Source organism: Brachybacterium nesterenkovii (assembly GCF_900163655.1).
In the GTDB taxonomy this organism is placed as follows: Bacteria; Actinomycetota; Actinomycetes; order Actinomycetales; family Dermabacteraceae; genus Brachybacterium; species Brachybacterium nesterenkovii.
Genome location: NZ_FWFG01000081.1, coordinates 1 through 20,081, shown reverse-complemented (window position 1 = coordinate 20,081; position 20,081 = coordinate 1). Strand labels below are relative to the sequence as shown.

Sequence of the window (20,081 nt, the reverse complement as noted above, 5' to 3'; positions counted from 1 at the left end):
CCGTCTCGGATCACGGTCATGTGTCCTGCGTCTCGGACGCAGTGCTACCGTGCACGACATGCGCGGATCGCTGCTCCTCCTTAGCAGCCGCGTCGGGGCCTGATCTTCGCCGGACCCCGCCGCGGCGACCTCCCCATGCCCCCGGCGACCCCGCGAGACCCCTGAGGAAGACCCCCGTGAACACCGCATCCACCACTCCTGTGCCCAGCACTGCCCCCGCCGTCGCCCCCGGCTCGGTCGCCGCCACCGCTGACCCCGCCCTGCCCGTCGTCGGCCCCGACGGCGAGGACCCGCAGCAGCCCTCGGGCATGCCGATCCACAAGTACCTGCCCTACTCCGAGCAGATCCGCGTCGACCTGCCCGACCGCACCTGGCCCGCCCGGGAGATCACCCGCGCCCCCCGCTGGTGCGCCGTCGACCTCCGCGACGGCAACCAGGCGCTCATCGACCCCATGAACTCCGAGCGCAAGCTGCGCATGTTCGAGCTGCTCGTCCGCATGGGCTACAAGGAGATAGAGGTCGGCTTCCCCGCCGCCAGCCAGACCGACTACGACTTCGTGCGCACGCTCATCGAGGACGGCCACATCCCCGACGACGTCACCATCCAGGTCCTCACCCAGGCCCGCGAGCACCTCATCGAGCGCACGTATCAGAGCCTCGAGGGCGCCAAGAAGGCCGTCGTCCACCTGTACAACTCCACGTCGATCGTCCAGCGCGACGTCGTGTTCTGCTCCGACCAGGACCGCATCCTCGACATCGCCGTGCAGGGCGCCCTGCTGTGCCGCAAGTACGAGGAGATCATCCCGGACACGCGGATCACCTACGAGTACTCGCCCGAGTCCTACACCGGCACCGAGCTCGAGTACGCGGTGCGGGTGTGCAACGCGATCATCGAGGTCTTCCAGCCCACCCCCGAGCGCAAGATGATCGTGAACCTCCCCGCGACCGTCGAGATGGCCACGCCCAACGTCTACGCCGACTCGATCGAGTGGATGAGCCGCCATCTGGACCGCCGCGACTCCGTCGTCCTGTCGCTGCACCCGCACAACGACCGCGGGACCGGTGTCGCCGCCGCAGAGCTCGGCTACCTGGCCGGCGCCGACCGCATCGAGGGCTGTCTCTTCGGCAACGGCGAGCGGACCGGCAACGTCGACCTCGTGACGCTGGGCCTGAACCTCTTCGCTCAGGGCATCGATCCGCAGATCGACTTCTCCCAGCTCGACGAGGTGCGCCGCACGGTCGAGCACTGCAACCAGATGAAGGTGCCCGAGCGCTCGCCCTACGGCGGCGACCTCGTCTTCACCGCGTTCTCGGGCTCGCACCAGGACGCGATCAAGAAGGGCCTGGAGCGGATGGACGCCGATGCCGCGGCCGCGGGCACGACCCGCGACGACATGGTCTGGCGGGTCCCCTACCTGGCGATCGACCCCAAGGACATCGGCCGCTCCTACGAGGCCGTGATCCGCGTGAACTCGCAGTCCGGCAAGGGCGGCATGGCCTACCTGCTGCGCACCGAGCACGGGCTCGACCTGCCGCGTCGCCTGCAGATCGAGTTCTCCTCGATCGTCCAGCACCTCACCGACACCGAGGGCGGCGAGATGTCGCCCGCCGCCCTGTGGGACGCGTTCGTCGACGAGTACCTGCCGGCCCCCGACGCGAAGGACGCCTGGGGTCGCTACGGCTTCAGGAGCGTCCAGCACCAGAGCGAGGGCGAGGGCGCCGATCGCGTCACCGTGCAGCTGCTGGTCGACGGCGCCGAGCGGACCATTACCGGGCTCGGCAACGGCCCCCTGGACGCCTTCGTCAAGGCGCTCGGGGAGCAGGGGGTGCCCGTGCGGATCCTCGACTACGCCGAGCACGCGCTGACCGAGGGCGAGCACTCCCTCGCCGCCGCGTACGTCGAGTGCGAGATCGGAGACCGGATCCTCTGGGGCGTCGGCATCGACTCCTCGATCACCCGCGCCTCGATGCAGGGCATCGTCTCGGCGCTCAACCGGGCGGCGCGCGCGGAGGGCTGAGAGCCCGATCAGGCGGACAGTACGACCGGGCCGGGCGGAACGACCGTCCTGGCCCGGTCGTCCAGATGGGCGGTTACGCCCGGCGATCTCGGCCTGATCCGTCTCGGTCGGATCGGTTCGCCGTTGCTCGTCCCCTCGGGTCGAACCGGTCCACGAAGGCTGCGGCGGCCCGTCAGCGGCCGGGTGCGCCGGGATCCCGCGCGCATCGATCGAGGACGCGGGCCTGGCGGTCGAGCATCGGCGTGCTCAGCCCCGCGGCCATCGCTGAGGCGTGGATGTCTCGGAAGCCCGAGATCCATTCCGGCATCCCGTGCGCGCTGCGGCGGATGACCATCGTGCGAACATCGGCATCGGCGAACATGCCCTGCATGAGGCGCGTGACGACCGGTGCCGGGAGGCGGAACAGCGGAGAGGGCCACAGCAGGCCGGGCGGTGAGCCGGCGGCGCGGCAGGTGCGCAGCCCCTCGCGAAACGCCAGCACCAGGTCCCGCGCACGCGCCCGATCACCGATGAGCTCGTCGTAGCCGCCGGCGTCCAGCAGAGGCGCGGCGGTGAGCGACTGCTGGAGGCAGTGGATGCGCAGCCAGTCGCTCATGCGGCGCTGGCGCGCCACGGAGAGCCCCGCTGCGCGGAACGCCTCCTCGATGGCATCCATGACGCGGCGTCCCGCGGCATGACCGGTCTCGAGCACCGTCCCGGTGCGGAAGACGGTGGCATGGACGTGCCGTCCCTGCCTCCCGCCGCCGACCTGGGACGGGAGACCGAGGTGGAACCTCGAACGCGGCAGATGCAGGCGCGCCTCGCGCTCGAGGCCCCACCGGTTGAGCATCAGCACGAGGGGAATATGCGGCGGAGCCGACGACGCCAGGTGGGGGAGCAGCTCCGGGAGCCGATCCCCGGGGGCCATGACGAGGATCGCATCCGCCTCGGACGCGCTGACGTCGGACAGCAGGCGAGGGGTGAACTCGCGGACGCTGTCCGTCCCGTCTCGGAGATCATGGAGATGCAGGTGGAAGGAGCCCTCATAGGCCGAGCGACGTCCATCGGGGACCACGTAGTCCACGTCGTGCACGCGGCTCAGCAGATGCGCGTCCGTCAGGCCGATGGTTCCCGCGCCGATGATCGTGAAGCGCACACGCCTATTGCACCACCGGCCAGAGAAGGGCTCGGCTCATCCGATCGGCGTGGCGAGGACCGAGCCCTCACCGGAGCGCTCCGCCTCCCCGCCCGTGCGTCCGTCCGGGACCGAGTCGTCATTCGGGGCCGTGCCTGTTTCCGATGCCGTGGTGCCCGTCCGTCGGGCCGTGAGCGTGATGCCGATGCTCGCGGCGACGACCAGGACGATCGCGAGGGCGGTCAGTGCCGTGAGCGGCTGTCCCAGCAGGATCAGCCCGGCGAGACCGGCGACGGCGGGCTCGAGGGAGAGCAGGACGCCGAACACGCGGCTGGGGAGGCTGCGCAGCGCCGACAGCTCGAGGGAGTAGGGGATCACGGAGGCCAGCAGCGCACAGCCGAGGGCCAGCAGGGCCAGGTGCGGATCGGCCAGTCCCGTGGCGCCGCCGTCGGCCCCGAGGGGGAGGATCGCGAGAGCGCCGATGCCGACGGCCGCGGCCAGACCGCCGTGCCCCGGGACGAGGCGCCCCACGTGGGCGCTCGCCAGGATGTATCCCGCCCAGAAGACGCCGGCGATCAGGGCGAAGACCACGCCCAGCGGATCGAGTGCGGCACCTCCCGTGAGGCTCTCCACGCCGAACATCGAGACGCCGAGGAGCGCCACGAGCACGCACAGCAGGTCCGCGCCGCGCCGCGACAGGATCGCCGACAGGACGAGGGGCCCGAGGAACTCGATCGCGACGGCCGCCCCGAGGGGGATGCGGGCGATCGAGGCGTAGAAGCTTCCGTTCATCGCTCCGAGGGCGAGGCCGAACAGGATCACGCCGCGCCACTGCGCCCGGTCCCAGCGGTGGAGGGCAGGGCGGACCGCGAGCAGCAGGACCGTGGCCGCCATGCCCAGGCGCAGGCAGGTGACGCCCCAGGAGCCGAGAGGGCCGAACAGTTGCGCGGCGAAGGCCGCCCCGATCTGCAGCGACACGCACGAGCCGAGCACCATCGCCACGGGTCCGGCCATCGTGGGGCCGGCCGTCGTGGATGCAGGGACGGGGGAGGTGGAGGAGCGGGTCACGGGTCCAGGATCCCCGGTCCACCATGATTCAGTCCATCGCTATCATCTGACGGGACGTGTGAAGCAGAGCTTCATAGTCTCGGGGGCAGGTTCGCGTTCTCGGCGATGCCGGCCCGGGCGAGGCCCGGGGAGAGGGGAGGTGCACGATGCTCGACGTCCAGCGCCTGCGCCTGCTCGCGGAGCTGCACCGACTCGGCACGGTCTCGGCCGTGGCCCGGGCCCAGTTCTGCAGCCCCTCGGCGGTCTCCCAGCAGCTGGCCCGCCTCGAGCGCGAGGCGGGCGTCCCGCTGCTCGAGCGCGCGGGGCGCCGGGTGCGCCTCACCGATGCGGCGCTCGGGCTCGTCGCCCACGCCGATGCCGTCGCCGAGCGCCTCGAGCGCGCCGAGTCCGAGCTGCGCGAGGCCGCGGGCGAGGTGGGCGGTCTCCTGCGGATCGCCTCGTTCCAGACGCCGCTGCTGACGATCGCGCCCCGCGCCCTGACCGCGCTCGAGGCCGAGCACCCGGCCCTGCGCCTCGTCTTCGCCCAGCGCGAGCTCCCGGAGGCGATCGCGGGCCTGCGCTCGCACGAGTTCGATCTGGTCCTCGGCGAGGAGTTCCCCGGCGCCCGCGACGCGCTCGTCCCCGGCATCGACCGGGCGGAGCTGATCGCCGATGACCTCCTGCTCGTGGTCCCGGAGCGCGGGCCGTGGTCTCGCCCGGCAGCCCTCTCCGACCTGCACCACGCCCGCTGGGTGCTCGAGCCCGATGACACCGCCGCGGGCCTCTGGCAGCGTGCCGAGCTGCGCCGCCACGGGATCGAGCCCGCGATCCTCGTCGAGACCCCGGACCCGCTGCTGCAGGTCCACTTCGTGCGGACCGGGCATGCCGTCGCGCTCATCCCCGCCCTGGTCGCGAGCACGCATCTCGACGGGACACGGGCGCTGCGGCTGCCGGGGATGCCGCGCCGATCGGTCTACACGGCGGTCCGGTCCGGGCGTGCCGGGCACCCGGGGATCCGTGCGGTGCGACGCGCTCTGCACGATGCTGCTCTCCTCGACGCGGGGCTGGTCGAGGCGGAGCAGGTCGCGGCCGAGAGCGCGCGGTAGATTCGACCCGTCATGCAGAAGCTCTACCGGGACCACGCGATCGTGCTGCGCACGCACCCCCTCGGGGAGGCCGACCGCATCATCACCCTGCTCACGCGCCGCCACGGCAAGGTCCGCGCGGTCGCCAAGGGCGTGCGGCGCACGGGCAGCCGCTTTGGCGCGCGCCTGGAGCCGTTCGGGCTGATCGACGTCCAGCTGCACACCGGCCGCACCCTGCACACGGTGACGCAGGTGGTCACGATCGAGACCTTCGCCGAGGGCATCAGCTCCGACTACGCCCGCTACACGGCGGCCTCCGCGATGCTGGAGACCACGGACCGCCTCACCGACGAGGTCGTGGACCCCAATGCCCAGCAGTTCCTCCTGCTCGTCGGCGCGCTGCGCACCGCCGCCGCAAGCCGCATCCCGCCCTCGCTCGTGCTCGACGCCTTCTTACTGCGCACCCTCGCGCACGCCGGCTGGGCGCCGGATCTGCGCACCTGCGCGTTGTGCGGCGCCGAGGGGCCGCACCACGCCTATGACGTCGCCGCGGGCGGCCTCGTCTGCTCCGCATGCCGCCGACCGGGCGCCGTCGCCGTGCGCCAGGGAGCGATCGAGCACATGATCTACCTGCTCGCGGGGGACTGGGAGAGCACGCTGCGCGCCGACGCGACGATCCAGCTCGAGGCCAGCCGCCTCATCGCCGACTCCATCACCTGGCATCTCGAGCGCGGCGTGCGCGCCCTGCACTACGTCGAGCGCTGAACGGCACTGCGCCGTCAGTATCCTGGGCCCCATGCCGTCTCCCCGCCCCGCCCCCGTCGAGCCGTTCGAGCACCCGAGCGGGGCACGGCCCCCGCAGCTGCCGTCGGCCGTGATCCCGCACCACGTCGCCGTCGTCATGGACGGCAACGGCCGCTGGGCCAACCAGCGCGGCCTCCCGCGCACCGCGGGCCATGAGGCGGGGGAGGCGGCGTTGCTGGACGTCGTCGCCGGGGCGCTGCAGATCGGCGTCACCCACCTGTCCGCCTACGCCTTCTCGACGGAGAACTGGAAGCGCTCGCCGGAGGAGGTGCGCTTCCTCATGGGCTTCTCGCGCTCCGTTCTCCGCCGCCAGCGCGACACCCTGAACAGCTGGGGCGTGCGGATCATCTGGGTCGGCCGCGAGCAGCGCCTGTGGGGGTCGGTCATCGCCGAGCTGCGGGAGGCCGAGGAGCTCACGCGGAACAACACGCGGATGACGCTGTACATGTGCGTCAACCACGGCGGCCGCGCCGAGATCGTCGATGCCGTCCGCGAGATCGCCCAGGAGGCCCGCGCGGGCAGGCTCTCGGCGCGGGCGATCACCGAGAAGAACCTCGGGCGACGCCTGAACGACCCGGAGATGCCGGAGGTCGACCTGTTCCTGCGCACGAGCGGGGAGCAGCGGACCTCCAACTTCCTGCTGTGGCATGCCGCCTACGCGGAGCTCGTGTTCGTCCCCGAGCTGTGGCCCGACGTCGACCGGCGCGTCCTGTGGCGCGCGATCACCGAGTACGCGCGGCGCGATCGTCGCTACGGCGGGGCGATCGATGCTCCCCAGCCGACGGATCCGCGGGAGCAGGAGCCTGCGCGCGGGAGCTGAGCCGTCGGCGCACCAGCAGCGCGATCACGACGACGAGGAGCACGGCCCCGGCGACGGCCGCCCACGGGCTCAGCAGGGACAGCTCGAGCCACATGACGAAGGCCGCCAGCCCGATCGTCGCGTACAGCACCGCCCAGGCGAAGCCCCCGACCACGAGGGCGGGGACGTAGCGCGTCAGCGGCATCCGCGTGAGCCCCGCCGCGGCATTCATCGCGGTCTGGAAGCCGACCGTCAGGAAGCTCACCGCGACCACCGGAGCGCCCCAGCGGCGCACGGACTCCTGCGCCCTGGACACGCGAGGGCCCTCGAGGAACGCGCCGATCCGGCCGCGCTGGGCCCAGGTCCCGGCCAGGCGCCCGAGGGCATAGGTCGCCCCGGCGCGGCACAGCACGATCACCCACAGGACGCCGACGGCCGCGACGAGGGGCAGGTCGAGGATCCGCTCCATCATCAGGAGGCGGCGGGGGAGTGCTCCGGGCACAGGCCGAAGATCTCCATCGTGTGCTCGAGCTCGGTGTACCCGTGCTCGGAGGCGACCTTCTGCGCCCAGTCCTCCAGCCCCGGCGACAGGAACTCGACCGTGCGCCCGCACCGGCGGCACACGAGGTGATGATGGTGATCCTCCTGCGCGCACTGGCGGTAGATGGACTCGCCGTCGTCGGTCACCAGCACATCCACCTGCCCGCTCTCGGCCAGGGCCTGCAGGTTGCGGTAGACGGTGGCTAGGCCCACGGTCTCGCCGTCGGCCTTCATCTGCTCGTGGATCTGCTGGGCGCTGCGGAAGTCGTCCTGGCGCTCGAGCGTCGCGAGCAGGGCGGTGCGCTGCTTCGTGGTCCGGGGCCTCGGTGACGATTCCATGCTCCGATTGTCTCCCATGCGCGTGCTCAGCGGGCGTGCGCGCCGGCCCCGGACGACGACGCTCCCCGCGCGACGCGCAGGCCCAGCCCGGTGGCGTACACCGCGATCGTCAGCAGGACGATCACGCCGCCCGGCGGCAGGTCGACGTAGGCGGTCAGCACGAGGCCCCCGAGGCTGCAGGCCACCCCGATCGCCATCGCGGTGCGCATGGTGCGTGCGAAGCCGATCACCATCGTCTGCGCGGCGGCGACGGGGACGATCATGAGCGCGGAGACCATGAGCGCGCCGACGATCCGCATCGCCAGCGTCACCGTGAGGGCGGCGAGGACGGCGATGAGGATGTTGACCGCCCGGACGGGCAGGCCCGCGGCCCGCGCGTACTCCTCGTCGCTCGTGACCGCGTGCAGCAGCTGGGACAGGCCCACGCCGATTGCCAGCACGATCACGGCGAGGATCAGGGCGATCACCAGGTCCGTGCCCGTGACCGTCGCCAGCGAGCCGAACAGGTAGCCCATGAGCGACTGCGAGGTGCCGCCGGCGAGCTGGATGATGACGACGCCCCCGGCGATGCCGCCGTAGAACAGGATCGCGAGGGCGACGTCGCGGCTGGTGTGCCCGACCTCCCGCACGAGCTCGATCACGAGCGCGCCGATCACGGAGGCCAGCAGCGCCCCGGGGATCGCGAGCAGGTCGTGGGGCGTGGTCTGGACCCAGGCGCCGACGAGCCAGCCGACGGCCACGCCGGTCAGGGCCACGTGGCCCAGGCCGTCCCCGAGCAGCGAGAGGCGCTTCTGGACGAGGTAGGTCCCGACCACCGGGGCGGTCACGCCCATCAGCACGGCGATGATCAGGGGGTAGCGCATGATGTCGGACGTCAGCAGGTCCCACGGGGTGACGGTCACGGGTGCAGCTCCTGTCCGAGACACTCCTCGGGTCTGACGATGTGCTCATGGCCGGGGTCGAGGTGCGGCCGGTCGGCGGGGTCGCCGTCGTGGATGACGCGCCCGGCGTCGAGGACGACGGTGCGGGTGATCTCCTCGGCCAGGAGCCCGAGCTCGTGGAGCACGATGACGACGGTGGTGCCTCGTGCGGCGAGGCGGGTGATGAGCCGGGCCAGGCTCGCCTGGGTCTCGAGGTCGACGCCGGCGAAGGGCTCGTCGAGGACCAGCAGCTCGGGCCGGCGCACGAGCGCGCGGGCGATCATGACCCGCTGGCGCTGGCCGCCGGACATCTGGGTGATGGGTCGTTCGGCGAGCTCGGTGAGTCCGACATCGGCCAGGAGCGCCTCGACGCGCGGATCGCGTCCCCGGGTCCGCCAGCGGCGTGCTCCGAGCAGGCCGATCGCGACGGTCTCGCGGGCGGTCGCCGGGATCGACCCGGTCTCCGCGCTGTGCTGGGGGACGTAGCCGATGCGGTCGTGGACGGGGCGCTCCTGGACCGGGCGCCCCCACAGCTCGACCGTGCCGCGGCGCGCGGGGAGGATCCCGACGATCGTGCGCAGCAGCGTGGACTTGCCCGAGCCGTTGGACCCCAGCAGGGCGACGAGCTCTCCCGGGCGGACGTCGAGCGAGACGCCGTGCAGGATCTGCGCCGATCCGAGGTGGACGTCGAGGTCGCGCACCGAGATGACCGGCGTCTCGGCGACGGGGTGGCTCATGCCCAGCTCTCCACGAGCTTCGCGGCGTTCTCTCGCATCACTGCACGGTAGTCCTTCGACGCGTCGAGATGGGTCTCGAGGTTGTCGAGCGACGCCGAGCTCACACCGACGTTCCGCGCGAGGGTCCCGGCCACCTTGGGGGAGGCGCTCTCCTCGAAGAACACCGTGGTCACGCCGCGCTCGGAGATGACCTGCTGCAGCTCGAGGAGGCGCTGCGGGGAGGGCTCGACCTCGGGGTCGATGCCCGAGATCCCGATCTGCTCGAGGCCGTAGCGCTGGGCGAGGTAGCCGAAGGCGGTGTGGCTGGTCACGAACACCTTCTCGCCCTCGACGGCGCCGAAGGTCTGCTGCAGCTCGGCATCGAGCTCCTCGAGGAGTCGGACGGCCTCGGCGGCGGAGGCCGTGAACGTCTCCTTCTCCTCGGGGGCCACGGCGCCCAGGTGCTCGCCGAGGGCGGTCGCGAGGGCGGCCAGGAGCGTGGGGTCGGTCCACATGTGGGGGTCGAGCCCGCCATGGTCGTGGCCCTCGTGCCCGTCGGCGCCGGTCTCCTCGCCGCCGTGGTCCTCCGCATGCTCCTCGAGGGGGAGGAGCGTGACGACCGTCGAGACGTCGAGCACCCGGTCCTCGAGGCCGCGGGCGGTGATCGCCTCGTCGAGCGCGGTCTGGAAGCCGGGGATGCGGATGATCACGTCGACCTTCTCGAGCCCGGCGATCTCGGAGACGGAGAGCTCGAGATCGTGCGGCTCCTGCCCCGGCTTGGCGAGGCTCGCAACCTCGGCGGCGTCGCCCGCGACGAGTCGGGCCGCGTACTCGATCCCGTAGCAGCTCACGACGACGAGGGGGCGGTCGGAGCCTGCCTGCGCTCCGCAGGCCGACAGGGCGAGCGCGAGGGGCGCGACGAGGCCTGCGGCCAGGACGCTGCGGCGTCCGGGAGCGGCGGGCCGGGGCGCGTTGCGGGCGGAGGAGAGGTGAAGCGACGTTCGCATGACAATCATTATCAACAAGTGGGGGAGGTCGGGCAAGTCGAGGGACAGGCGCCCTGGATATGCTGGGCGGGCACGCGGCATGCGCGTGCGCCCCCCGAAGACCGCAGGAGACCCGTCGTGGCAAAGCCCGCCCCCTCAGCCCTGGACAACGTCATCGCGCTCGCGAAGAAGCGCGGATTCGTCTTCCCGGCCGGTGAGATCTACGGCGGTACGCGCTCCGCCTGGGACTACGGGCCCCTCGGCACGGAGCTCAAGGAGAACATCCGGCGGCAGTGGTGGCGCACCTTCGTCCAGGGGCGCGAGGACATGGTCGGGCTCGACTCCTCGATCATCCTGCCCAAGAAGGTGTGGGAGGCCTCCGGTCACGTCGCGACGTTCACCGACCCCCTCGTCGAGTGCAAGAGCTGCCACAGCCGCCACCGCGAGGACCACCTCATCGAGGAGTTCGAGGAGAAGAAGGGGCGCGCCCCCGAGGGCGGCCTCGCCGAGGTCCCGTGCCCCAAGTGCGGCACCCGCGGCGAGTACACCGAGCCCCAGCAGTTCTCCGGCCTCATGAAGACCTACCTGGGCCCGGTCGACTCCGAGGCCGGACTGCACTACCTACGGCCCGAGACCGCGCAGGGCATCTTCGTGAACTTCCTCAACGTCGTCAACGCCGCCCGTCGCAAGCCGCCCTTCGGCATCGGGCAGGTCGGCAAGGCGTTCCGCAACGAGATCACGCCCGGCAACTTCATCTTCCGCACCCGCGAGTTCGAGCAGATGGAGATCGAGTTCTTCACTCCGCCGGAGGAGGCCGGCGAGTGGTTCGACCGCTGGGTCGAGGACTGCTGGAACTGGTTCGTCGACCTCGGCATCGACCCGGCCAACATGCGCCGCTTCGACGTCCCGGAGGACAAGCGCGCCCACTACTCCGACGGCACCATCGACATCGAGTACCGCTTCGGCTTCCAGGGCTCGGAGTGGGGCGAGCTCATGGGCATCGCCAACCGCACCGACTTCGACCTGGGCAGCCACACCGAGGCCTCCGGCACGAAGATGCAGTACTTCGACCAGGCCAGCGGCGAGCGCTACACCCCGTACGTGATCGAGCCGTCCTTCGGCCTCACCCGCTCGATGATGGCGTTCCTCGTGGACGCTTACACCGAGGACGAGGCTCCCAACACCAAGGGCGGGGTCGACCGTCGCACCGTCCTGCGCCTGGACCCGCGCCTCGCGCCCGTTAAGGTCGCGGTGCTGCCGCTGTCCAAGAGCGAGGACCTCGTCCCGCGCGCCCAGCAGCTCGCCTCCGAGCTGCGCGGGATGTGGAACGTCGAGGTCGACAGCTCCCAGGCGATCGGGCGCCGCTACCGCCGCCAGGACGAGATCGGCACCCCGTTCTGCGTCACCGTCGATTTCGAGACCGCCGAGGACCAGGCCGTCACCGTGCGCGAGCGCGACACGATGGCCCAGGAGCGCGTCGCGCTCGACCAGGTCGCCGGATACCTCGCCGAGCGCCTGCGCGGCGCCTGACGGTCAGCCCCGCAGCTGCGGGGCGACCTCGTGGGCGAAGGTCGTCAGCGCCCGCGCCGACTCGTCCGGCCGCCCCTGGAAGGGGAGGGCGAGGATCAGCTCGTCGGCCGCGGCGACGGCCCGGTCGCTCGTGAGCGCCTCGGCCACGACGTCGGGCGTGTCGAGCACGACCCGGGAGAACACGGCGCGGCCGCCGCCGATCTCGCGTCCGCGATGCTCCCCGTCCGCCGGATCGACGGAGCGCTCGCGCGGCAGCAGCGTGAGGAAGCGCTCGAGCTCGTCCTCATCGGCGACGGGGACCACCTGGCGGCTGACCGCCACGCGGCCCTCGCCGTGCCCGGCCTCCCGGCTCGCCTCCCGGTACGCGGCGATGGCCTCGAGCTGGAGATCCTCGAAGGTGCGCTGCGTGCCGTCGTCGGGCTGGAGCGTCGCGAGCTGGAGGCCGAGGCCCTGGGCGCCCGCCCGCGCGGCGCGCGCGGGCCCGCCGGCCCCGTAGGCCAGTCGCGAGCGGAGCCCGCGGACCTGCGGCTGGATGCGGAGGGAGGAGCCGGGCTCGATGTCCTCGACGTGGGCGTCCGCGGTCGCCACGATCGTCCCGTCGAGCAGGTCCAGGGTCTTGGCGAGCACGCGGTCCACGCGCTCCTGGGGATCCGTCTCGGTGATCCCGAACGCGTCGACGTACGGGGCCAGCTGCGCGGAGTAGCCCGAGGAGAGCCCGGCGCGCAGGCGCCCGCCGAGCAGCAGGTCCGTCGTCGCGAGGTCCTCGGCCAGGCGCGCCGGATTCTCGAACCACAGCGGGATCACGGCCGTGCCCAGGTCCATCCGCCGGGCGCGCTGGCCCGCCGCCGCCAGGAACAGCAGGGGCGAGGCGAGAGGCGACTGCAGATGCCGGGCGCGCACGTACCCCGCGTCGTAGCCGAGCTCGTCGGCGAGGGCGAACAGGTCCAGCGAGGCCTCGAGGGCCGCGGTGCGGGCGGCGGGCGAGGTCTCCTCGACCCCGCCGTGGTCGACGGCGCACAGGAACGAGATCGAGAGACCACCGGGACGGGACTCGGACATGGGGCCTCCTCGGCCGGGACGGGACTGCCGGGGCGGGGCCCGGCAGGGGAGAGGGGTACCTCTGATCCCTCCATCGTGGGCCCTGTCCCGGGACGACGTCCAGGACTTCATGCCTCCGCTGGCAGGGCGGAGATGCGTGCGCTGGCCGACAGGCGATAGGACCCGGGCGTGCTGTGAGGGGAACCACACAGCACGATGGTGTGCACGGACGTGGAGGGCCCATGAGGCATGGCAGTTCTGCGGCACCGGGACCCCCTCGGGCTGGGCGACGTCCCGGAGCCGACACCTGGCCCCCGGGGAGGTCGTCGTCGACGTCAAGACCGCGGGCGTCTGCCACTCGGACGTCTCGGCCCTCGATGATCCGGGATGGATGGCGCTGTTCTCCGAGTTGCCCCACACGATGGGGCACGAGACCGCCGGGGTGATCTCCGCGATCGGCGAGGGGATGGAGCACTGGAGCGTCGGCGACCGCGTCGGCATGGCGCCGATGATGCCCGACGGCACGGCGATCGGGTACGGGCCGTGGGAAGGCGGGTTCGGGCCGAAGCTGCGGGCGACCGACGCCAACCTCGTCAGGCTCCCCGATGAGGTCCCGTTCGATGCGGGCGCCATGGCGACCGATGCCGGGCTCACCGCCTACGGGGCGGTCGTGAGCACCGGGGCGCTCGAGAAGGGCATGAAGGTCGGGATCATCGGCCTGGGCGGCCTCGGGTACATCGGTGCCAAGGTCGCCGCGATCCTCGGAGCCGAGGTGTACGGCGCGGAGATCAACCCGCAGACCCGTGACCCGGCGCCGGAGATGGGGGTTGCTGAGGTCACGGAGTCGATCCTCGCCTTTCGGGACGTCGGCCTCGACCTCGTCGTGGACATCGGGCTCTTCAGAGTTGAGTGTGGGCGCGCCGGTGATGCGGGGTAGCTGGGGATAGACGTCGAGGTCCCCGATGATGAGCGGACTCTAGCCTCGATGTTTCATGGGGCTGGTGAGCGGGGTGGGTCGGCGTCGTTGCCGGTGTTGAGCTGCTGATTCTGGCATTCGGGTATGACAGATCGTCGCAGTGTCCGTTGCGGGCGGTCGGGTTCCACTTCCGAGAAGAGGAGCTGCTGGTCGTAGGGGCGGGTGGTCTCGCCGGGTTAGGTCTGTGCGACGGTGGTGCGGAGCCGGTTGACGCCGGTCAGGACCCTCACGGCTTCGGGTGCATGTTCGGCGAGGTGGAGGACCTTGTGCCGGGCGCGGCGCACGAGGGTCGCGGGGATCTCGAACAACCGCGCGCGGAGCCGTTTGGGTTCCCATTTCCTCGCGTCGTGCCTGGTGAAGGCGATGGTTTGCATCCAGGCGACGAGCTCGGAGGCGAGTTGGATGATCTGGCACCAGATCTGGTTCTGCGCGAAGGACTGCAGCGGGAACTTCATCAAGCCCAGGTCCTTGGCGTTGCGGATCCGGTCTTCGCATCGTGCACGGCGGCGGTGACGTAGTTCCAGGACGGGAAGCTGGCCGCGCGGGGTGGGGGTACCTCCCCCGAGCGCAGCGAGGAGGGGGAGTGGTGGCGAACGCGGTGATGCGCATTCCTTCGTGATCGGTGATCCGTAGTTGCGCTCCGGGGTGGGGCGTTCCTTCCGCACGATCACCCGCATCCCGGCAGGCCACCCGGACAGGTCCAGCAGTCCGGTCAGCTCCGCCACCCACGCCCCCTCGCGGATCCCGTCGGTATCGGTGTCATAGGCCGGAGTCCACGCCTGCGCCTCATCGATATGTTCCAGCAGGTCAGGAGTGTGCGCGGGGAGAGTGAACCCGACGGAGTAGGCCAGCCGCCGCCTGGTCATCCACTGGAGAAATTCCTTGGTGCCGCCGGCTCCGTCGGTGCGGATCAGAATCTTCTTCGACCCCCGCCTGCTCCGGGCCAGCAGGGCTGGTGGGAGCTGCGCGAGCGCGGCCTTGGTGACGGTGATGTGATCAGCCGCGGTGTTCGAGCCGGCGTTGCCGGGGCGCAGCTGGATCGCCAGCGGTTCCCCAGTCCCGTCGCTGCCGTGGTCAAGGAACGCACACAACGGGTGGTATCCGAAGCCGCGTTTGAACGTCGGTGCGGCCTGCTCCTTCTCACTGTGGGCGGTGATCAGGGTGGCGTCGAGGTCGATGACCAGCGGGCTCTTCACGCTCGCCCCCACAGTCGGGGAATGGTCTCCGGCCAAGGCCCAGGCCCGTTCCCGCGCGGCGCGACGGGCATTCGAGATCGCCTCGATCACGGCGGGCGCGTCCTCAGCCAGCGTGGTGAGCATGCGGGAGATCGTCGGGGCCGAGGCGACATCACCGAACAGGCCCGGCTCGCAACGCAGCAGATCAGCATCCGAAGCGTGCTCGCCGCCGATCGCGAGAGTGAGTGCGAGATCCAGCAGGACCTTCGAGCCGTGATGCTCTGCCAGCGGTTTCGTCCACGAATCCAGCGCCTCACGCAGCGAAGCAGCGAGGCCAGTGGCGTCAATCGTGTCGGTCAGCAGCACAGCGCCCGCATGCGCGAGGGCCGGAACCTCGGCGACGTCCACCCGCGGACGGGGGTAGAAGAACAAGGTAGGGTGGGACACCTGAAAGGTGCTCCTTCCAGCGGATGGCTACGGGTCTCAACACCTCGTATCATCCCAGGCCAGGAGCACCTTTCGCCATTCATTCCGCCGGTCGAGACCACACCCCCGTGAAATCTCGAGGCTAGCTGATCCTGCGCGGCGGTGCCTCAATGCGCCAGTCAGCCGTCCTGCAGCGCTGACCTTCTCCGGGACCCATCGCAGGTCCCGGCCCGGGCCCGCTTGCCGAACTACAGTGGAAGCGGCCGTCGATCCACGGTCGGCGAGCCAGGACTCTGATCTCGACCGAGGAGTGGATTCCCGTGACCGCACTGCTTGATTCCCGCACGGCCCTGGTGACCGGAGGGACCGTCGGCATCGGCGCCGGCATCGCACGCCAGCTCCGCGACCACGGCGCCCAGGTCATCGTCACCGGCCTCACCGAGGACGAACGCTCCCAGGCAAGGGAGGACGGCTTCACCGCCCACGTGCTCGACGTGCGTGATCGCGCGGCGTGCGACGAGGTGATCGCCCGAGCGGCCGACGAGCTCGGAGGACTCTCCGTGCTGGCCTCCAACGCAGGGGTGTACCCGCAGGCCCGCATCGAAGCGATGACCGACGAGGACATCGATCTGATCTTCGACATCAACGTCAAGGGCACCATCCACGCCGTCCAGGCGGCGATCCCCGCACTGGAAGCATCGGGGCGCGGTCGCATCGTGGTGACCAGTTCGATCACCGGCAACTACACGGGCTTCCCGGCGTGGTCCCACTACGGGGCCACCAAGGCCGCGCAGATGGGGTTCGTGCGCTCCGCCGCGATCGAACTGGCACGCAGGGGCATCACGATCAATGCTGTGCTGCCCGGCAACATCCTGACCCCGGGGCTTACGGAGCTGGGGCAGGAGTACCTGGACCAGATGGCACGGTCCGTGCCTGCCGGCTACCTCGGTGAGCCGGAGGACATCGGTGCGACCGTCGCCTTCCTCGCCTCGGACGGCGCCCGGTACATCACCGGGCAAGGCATCGTGGTGGATGGCGGACAGATCCTGCCGGAGACCCCGGAGGCACTCGAGGAGATCTGAGCGGTTCGCCGTCCGTCTCCCAGGAGGCTTTCGCATCCCTTACAGTCGGCAGAGACTATGCGGTGGGATGCTCCCCGTAGGGGGAGATCGCCGGTGTCTTGCGAAGAGGCGCCGGCGGTCCACCTCTTTCGCCGTCGCGGCGCATCGTGCGCCGCTGCGCTGTCCATGAGAGGGGTAGATCAGGGATGAGGATCACGTGGCCGAGCACGATCAGGACGATCCGACGGGTGAGAGGCACCGCTGCACCAGTGGTCCTGGTATCCTGTGTGGCCCTGGCATTGGCGGGGTGCACAGGCGCGGACACCGGTCCCGCTGCCCCGGACGCATCGCCTGCCTCCTCCGCTTCGGAACCGGCCTCTGAGCCGGCTGCCGTCGCGGCATCGGCGGGCGGGGACTGGTCTGCCACGGCAGCGCAGGTCGCACCGAGCGTGGTCTCGATCTCGGTGCGCACCTCGCAGGGCGGTGGCGCCGGATCCGGCGTGATCATCGACGAGCAGGGCCACGTGGTCACCAACCACCACGTCATCGCCGGGGCCACCGAGGGCGGGCAGATCCTGGTGACGCTCGCTGACGAGCGGGTCTTCGAGGCGTCCGTGCTGGGCAGCGATCAGGCCAGCGACCTCGCGGTCCTGGAGATCGCCGATGCTCCCGCAGACCTGACCCCGATCGAGGTCGCCGATTCCGACGAATTGGTGGTCGGCGAACCCGTGATGGCCGTGGGCAACCCGCTGGGACTGTCCGGCACGGTCACCACCGGCATCGTCAGCGCGCTGGATCGTCCCGTGACGGCTGGCAGCGCTGAACCGTCGGCGTCGGGGGCGCAGGAGCCCGTGGTCACCAACGCCATCCAGACCAGCGCCGCGATCAACCCCGGCAACTCCGGGGGCGCCCTGGTCGACGCGAACGGCCAGCTGGTGGGCATCAACTCCTCGATCGCCGCACTCGGCCCCGAATCCGGCAACATCGGCATCGGCTTCGCGATCACCTCACGGCAGATGCGGTCCGTGGTTGACCAGATCCTGGAGACCGGCACCGTCCAGCACCCCTACCTGGGCGTTGGTGTGGGCGACGTGATCGTCGAGGTCGACGGGGCCCAGCGGTGGGCCGCAGGTGTCGCGAACGTGGCACCCGACGGCCCCGCAGCGCAGGCCGGCCTGCAGGAGGGCGATGGCATCCTCGCGATCGACGACGAGGCCGTGGACTCCGCCCTCTCGCTGATCGCGCAGATCCGTGAACGGCCGGTGGGCACCGAGGTCACCCTCGACATCATCCGCGACGGTGAGGCCCAGGAGGTCACGGTCACCCTCGACGCACGGCCCTGAGCAGTGGGCTTCGGGAGTGAGTCGGCGGCAGAGCCGACGAAGCACGGTCACCCGCCGCGTCGGTCTCACACGGTATTACGCTCCGGTAATCGCCGAGGGGAGGACGCCGATGATCCGCTGCCCTCTCTCCAGCCTCCCGAGCCTCCGCGCCCACAGCATCGATCCGACCACCCAGGACCTTCTCCAGCCGCGCTACAGGCCCTTCCACGGCACGCTGGAGGCGCCGGTCGAGCAGCCCAGCCACGTGCTTCTCCAGCCGTGCCATGTCGATGACGACCTGACCGCGCTTGCGCACCGCCTCGGAGAGGTCATTCGAGCTGGAAGTCATCACCTCGATCTGCTTCTCCAGCCTCGACACCAGGGAGTGCGCTGAGAGGTCGGCGGCGCTCACGCTTTCTCCGCTCGGCAGCTTCACGACGCGCTCGTCGGACACGGTCCGCCCGATCTCGCTCAGCGTCTTCTCGATCTCGCTCTGTGCGCTCGCGAGCGAGCGCAGCTCGGAGTGCAGCGTGCTGTCCGCTGTCGAAGCGCGCGTGGACATCTCCTTCTCCAGCTCCTCGATCGCCGCCTCCAGATACCCCAACCGTTCCGCCTGCTTCTCCATCGCGGTGACGAGTACCCGCACCGCCTCGGCGGGGTCCGTCTGCTGCGAGCCGTGCGACGGCTGCGCTGAGCTCATCACCTTCTCCATAGCCCTGCTCATCGTCGATCTCCTTCTCTGCTTCCCGGAGCTGCTGGATGCTCACCAGCACTTCCTCGTACGTGTAATCAGCGCCGAGCTTCGTGCCCGTGCTGGCGAACTTCGAGCGCCCGTTGCGCCTGACCACGCCGTTCTCATCCACCAGGGCATAGGTCAGCCCGGTCGCGCGCTTGCCTGTCTTCGCCCGGATCGAGACACCGTGCTCCTTGGCCACCTCGGCCAGGGAGTCGAGGTCAACCGAGCGCGAGTCCTGGAGGGCCTCGTCCACGCGGTCAGCGAGGAACTCCCGCCACGTGGACTTGTCGAGCTCGTCCACGCTGAGCTGGGAGAGGTCGGTCTTCTCCACAGCGCGGGAGCGGTTCACGTCGTGGGCCAGCTCGGTGCGCGCCACGACCTGCAGGCCCATCTCGCGCATCACGGCGTCGTTCGCCCCGGCCAGCTCGTGATGGCGAAGGCCCTGCCCGCCACGAGCCGCCATCCCTGTCTCCAGGTCATGGTTGGCGATGATGATGTGGTTGTGCGGGTGCCCGCCCTCGCTGTCATCGTGCGTCACGACCACGCACGGCGAGCCGGGCGCGACCCGCCGTGCGAGCCGGTAGCCCGCCTCCGTGACGAGCGCGAGCTGCTCGGGGTCGCTCGCGTCGATCTCTTCCTTCGAGAAGGACTGGATGATCGTGAGCGCCTGGTTCTTGCGCCCGGTGCCCCGCGTCATTGCCTCCATCTGCTCGACCGCGTCCATCGGCGAGGCGAAGTCGGAGAGCTCACCCGCCGCACGCGAGCGTGAAAAGTCCGCAGGCCGTCCGTAGTAGGCGTAGATGATCGACGCTGCAGCCCGCACGGACGGCGAGACCTTGGTGACGCTCATGACGACCACCTCCGCACCAGCTCGTGCAGCATGTCGACCATCTGCTGCAGCTCGACCGCCGCCACACGCTCGCCACCGTTCACACGCCGCGCGATCTGGTGGACGTTGACGCCCAGCGCGTTCACCTCACGCCGCACGGCCAGCAAGTCCACGTTCGGCGGCTGCGGCACGGGCGCACCAGCCAGCACGGCCACCCCGGCCCGTAGCACCCCGGAGCCCGGGATGCCGTACCGCTCGGCGAGGTCTGCGACCTGCCCCGCCTCCTCATCGTCAAGCCGTACAGTGAGGCGGTGCCCGCGCGCATGGCGGCGCGCACCCCGGCGGTCGCCTCCCTTATCTGGCTCTTCAGAGCTGAGTGTGGGGTGAGGCATCGAGGCCTCCGGTGATGAGGAGCATGCGGAGGCGGTAGTGCTCGAAGTTGCGGAACCCGCGGGCGATGCGGCGGCCGAGTTCGATGATCCCGTTGAATCTCCTATGTCTGTCAAGCGCCGGTGAGCTCATTCTGAGCGGCGGTGTTGAGGCGGCGGTAGATGTCGCGGGCGAGGTAGCGCTTGAGGCAGCGACGGATCTCCCGGAGGGTGCGCCCTTCGGCGGTACGG

Annotated in this window: 19 protein-coding genes and 1 pseudogene; 8 read left to right on the top strand and 12 right to left on the bottom strand. The window is 70.8% G+C overall.

Features of this window, described 5'->3' with window-relative positions; all coding sequences use genetic code 11:
• Positions 1 to 308: 308 nt before the first annotated feature.
• The gene (gene leuA / locus FM110_RS09155) at positions 309 to 2,018 is read left to right on the top strand and encodes a 2-isopropylmalate synthase (protein WP_159458031.1); all 1,710 of its coding nucleotides are present in this window, start codon (positions 309 to 311) and stop codon (positions 2,016 to 2,018) included.
• Between the two features lie 172 nt (positions 2,019 to 2,190).
• On the opposite strand, the gene FM110_RS09150 is transcribed toward leuA, so the two are convergent.
• Together FM110_RS09150 and FM110_RS09145 are read right to left on the bottom strand one after the other, a co-directional pair.
• On the bottom strand, positions 2,191 to 3,153 hold the full coding sequence (locus tag FM110_RS09150) for a ketopantoate reductase family protein (protein ID WP_087104462.1): 963 nt from the start codon (positions 3,151 to 3,153) through the stop codon (positions 2,191 to 2,193).
• A gap of 36 nt (positions 3,154 to 3,189) precedes the next feature.
• Complete coding sequence (locus FM110_RS09145) at positions 3,190 to 4,200, bottom strand: EamA family transporter (protein ID WP_327230668.1); 1,011 nt, start codon at positions 4,198 to 4,200, stop codon at positions 3,190 to 3,192.
• Positions 4,201 to 4,346: 146 nt separating this feature from the next.
• Here FM110_RS09145 and FM110_RS09140 point away from each other — a divergent pair, with 146 nt between their 5' ends.
• From FM110_RS09140 to FM110_RS09130, 3 genes are read left to right on the top strand one after another with little or no spacing between them, the layout of a single operon-like run.
• On the top strand, positions 4,347 to 5,285 hold the full coding sequence (locus FM110_RS09140; RefSeq protein WP_087104461.1) for a LysR family transcriptional regulator: 939 nt from the start codon (positions 4,347 to 4,349) through the stop codon (positions 5,283 to 5,285).
• A gap of 12 nt (positions 5,286 to 5,297) precedes the next feature.
• Positions 5,298 to 6,029, top strand: coding sequence for a DNA repair protein RecO (recO, locus tag FM110_RS09135; RefSeq protein WP_087104460.1), 732 nt, complete (start codon positions 5,298 to 5,300; stop codon positions 6,027 to 6,029).
• 31 nt (positions 6,030 to 6,060) lie between these two features.
• Positions 6,061 to 6,888 carry an isoprenyl transferase gene (locus FM110_RS09130; protein ID WP_087104459.1) on the top strand — a complete coding sequence of 276 codons (828 nt, stop codon included), beginning with the start codon at positions 6,061 to 6,063 and terminating at the stop codon, positions 6,886 to 6,888.
• On the opposite strand, the gene FM110_RS09125 is transcribed toward FM110_RS09130, so the two are convergent.
• Genes FM110_RS09125 through FM110_RS09105 form a run of 5 tightly spaced genes read right to left on the bottom strand, consistent with a single transcriptional unit; the run spans position 6,791 to position 10,389 of the window.
• Positions 6,791 to 7,369 (bottom strand): DedA family protein, encoded by a 579-nt coding sequence (locus FM110_RS09125; protein ID WP_234992127.1) that lies wholly within the window; start codon positions 7,367 to 7,369, stop codon positions 6,791 to 6,793. The genes FM110_RS09130 and FM110_RS09125 overlap by 98 nt on opposite strands.
• Positions 7,339 to 7,746, bottom strand: coding sequence for a Fur family transcriptional regulator (locus FM110_RS09120; RefSeq protein ID WP_087104458.1), 408 nt, complete (start codon positions 7,744 to 7,746; stop codon positions 7,339 to 7,341). Before FM110_RS09120 ends, FM110_RS09125 begins: the two co-directional genes overlap by 31 nt.
• Positions 7,747 to 7,772: 26 nt before the next feature.
• Positions 7,773 to 8,648: a metal ABC transporter permease gene (locus tag FM110_RS09115; RefSeq protein WP_407641040.1), complete on the bottom strand. Its 876-nt coding sequence runs from the start codon at positions 8,646 to 8,648 to the stop codon at positions 7,773 to 7,775.
• The gene (locus FM110_RS09110; RefSeq protein WP_087104457.1) at positions 8,645 to 9,403 is read right to left on the bottom strand and encodes a metal ABC transporter ATP-binding protein; all 759 of its coding nucleotides are present in this window, start codon (positions 9,401 to 9,403) and stop codon (positions 8,645 to 8,647) included. The genes FM110_RS09115 and FM110_RS09110 overlap by 4 nt, the downstream gene beginning before the upstream one ends.
• Positions 9,400 to 10,389 (bottom strand): metal ABC transporter substrate-binding protein, encoded by a 990-nt coding sequence (locus FM110_RS09105; protein ID WP_087104456.1) that lies wholly within the window; start codon positions 10,387 to 10,389, stop codon positions 9,400 to 9,402. The genes FM110_RS09110 and FM110_RS09105 overlap by 4 nt, the downstream gene beginning before the upstream one ends.
• A 117-nt stretch (positions 10,390 to 10,506) precedes the next feature.
• On the opposite strand from FM110_RS09105, the gene FM110_RS09100 reads away from it, so the two are divergent.
• Complete coding sequence (locus FM110_RS09100) at positions 10,507 to 11,898, top strand: glycine--tRNA ligase (RefSeq protein WP_087104455.1); 1,392 nt, start codon at positions 10,507 to 10,509, stop codon at positions 11,896 to 11,898.
• 3 nt (positions 11,899 to 11,901) lie between these two features.
• Here FM110_RS09100 and FM110_RS09095 read toward each other — a convergent pair whose 3' ends face one another.
• Complete coding sequence (locus FM110_RS09095) at positions 11,902 to 12,957, bottom strand: LLM class flavin-dependent oxidoreductase (protein ID WP_087104454.1); 1,056 nt, start codon at positions 12,955 to 12,957, stop codon at positions 11,902 to 11,904.
• Here FM110_RS09095 and FM110_RS09090 point away from each other — a divergent pair.
• On the top strand, positions 12,956 to 13,873 hold the full coding sequence (locus FM110_RS09090; RefSeq protein ID WP_327230663.1) for an alcohol dehydrogenase catalytic domain-containing protein: 918 nt from the start codon (positions 12,956 to 12,958) through the stop codon (positions 13,871 to 13,873). The two genes, FM110_RS09095 and FM110_RS09090, sit on opposite strands and share 2 nt — an antisense overlap.
• A gap of 215 nt (positions 13,874 to 14,088) precedes the next feature.
• Here FM110_RS09090 and FM110_RS09085 read toward each other — a convergent pair whose 3' ends face one another.
• On the bottom strand, positions 14,089 to 15,534 hold the full coding sequence (locus FM110_RS09085) for an IS1380 family transposase (protein ID WP_087104452.1): 1,446 nt from the start codon (positions 15,532 to 15,534) through the stop codon (positions 14,089 to 14,091).
• 299 nt (positions 15,535 to 15,833) lie between these two features.
• Between FM110_RS09085 and fabG the strand changes: the two genes are divergently transcribed.
• Together fabG and FM110_RS09075 are read left to right on the top strand one after the other, a co-directional pair.
• On the top strand, positions 15,834 to 16,595 hold the full coding sequence (gene fabG / locus FM110_RS09080; protein WP_087104451.1) for a 3-oxoacyl-ACP reductase FabG: 762 nt from the start codon (positions 15,834 to 15,836) through the stop codon (positions 16,593 to 16,595).
• A 227-nt stretch (positions 16,596 to 16,822) separates the two neighbouring features.
• Complete coding sequence (locus FM110_RS09075; protein ID WP_407641039.1) at positions 16,823 to 17,917, top strand: S1C family serine protease; 1,095 nt, start codon at positions 16,823 to 16,825, stop codon at positions 17,915 to 17,917.
• Between the two features lie 308 nt (positions 17,918 to 18,225).
• Here the strand turns inward: FM110_RS09075 and FM110_RS09070 are convergent, their stop codons facing one another.
• The 3 genes and pseudogenes from FM110_RS09070 to FM110_RS13835 form a co-directional block, all read right to left on the bottom strand.
• The gene (locus FM110_RS09070) at positions 18,226 to 19,482 is read right to left on the bottom strand and encodes a relaxase/mobilization nuclease domain-containing protein (RefSeq protein WP_143276350.1); all 1,257 of its coding nucleotides are present in this window, start codon (positions 19,480 to 19,482) and stop codon (positions 18,226 to 18,228) included.
• Complete coding sequence (locus FM110_RS14575; RefSeq protein ID WP_143276349.1) at positions 19,479 to 19,676, bottom strand: plasmid mobilization relaxosome protein MobC; 198 nt, start codon at positions 19,674 to 19,676, stop codon at positions 19,479 to 19,481. The genes FM110_RS09070 and FM110_RS14575 overlap by 4 nt, the downstream gene beginning before the upstream one ends.
• A gap of 287 nt (positions 19,677 to 19,963) precedes the next feature.
• A pseudogene (locus tag FM110_RS13835) lies at positions 19,964 to 20,081 on the bottom strand (IS110 family transposase); the annotation flags it as partial.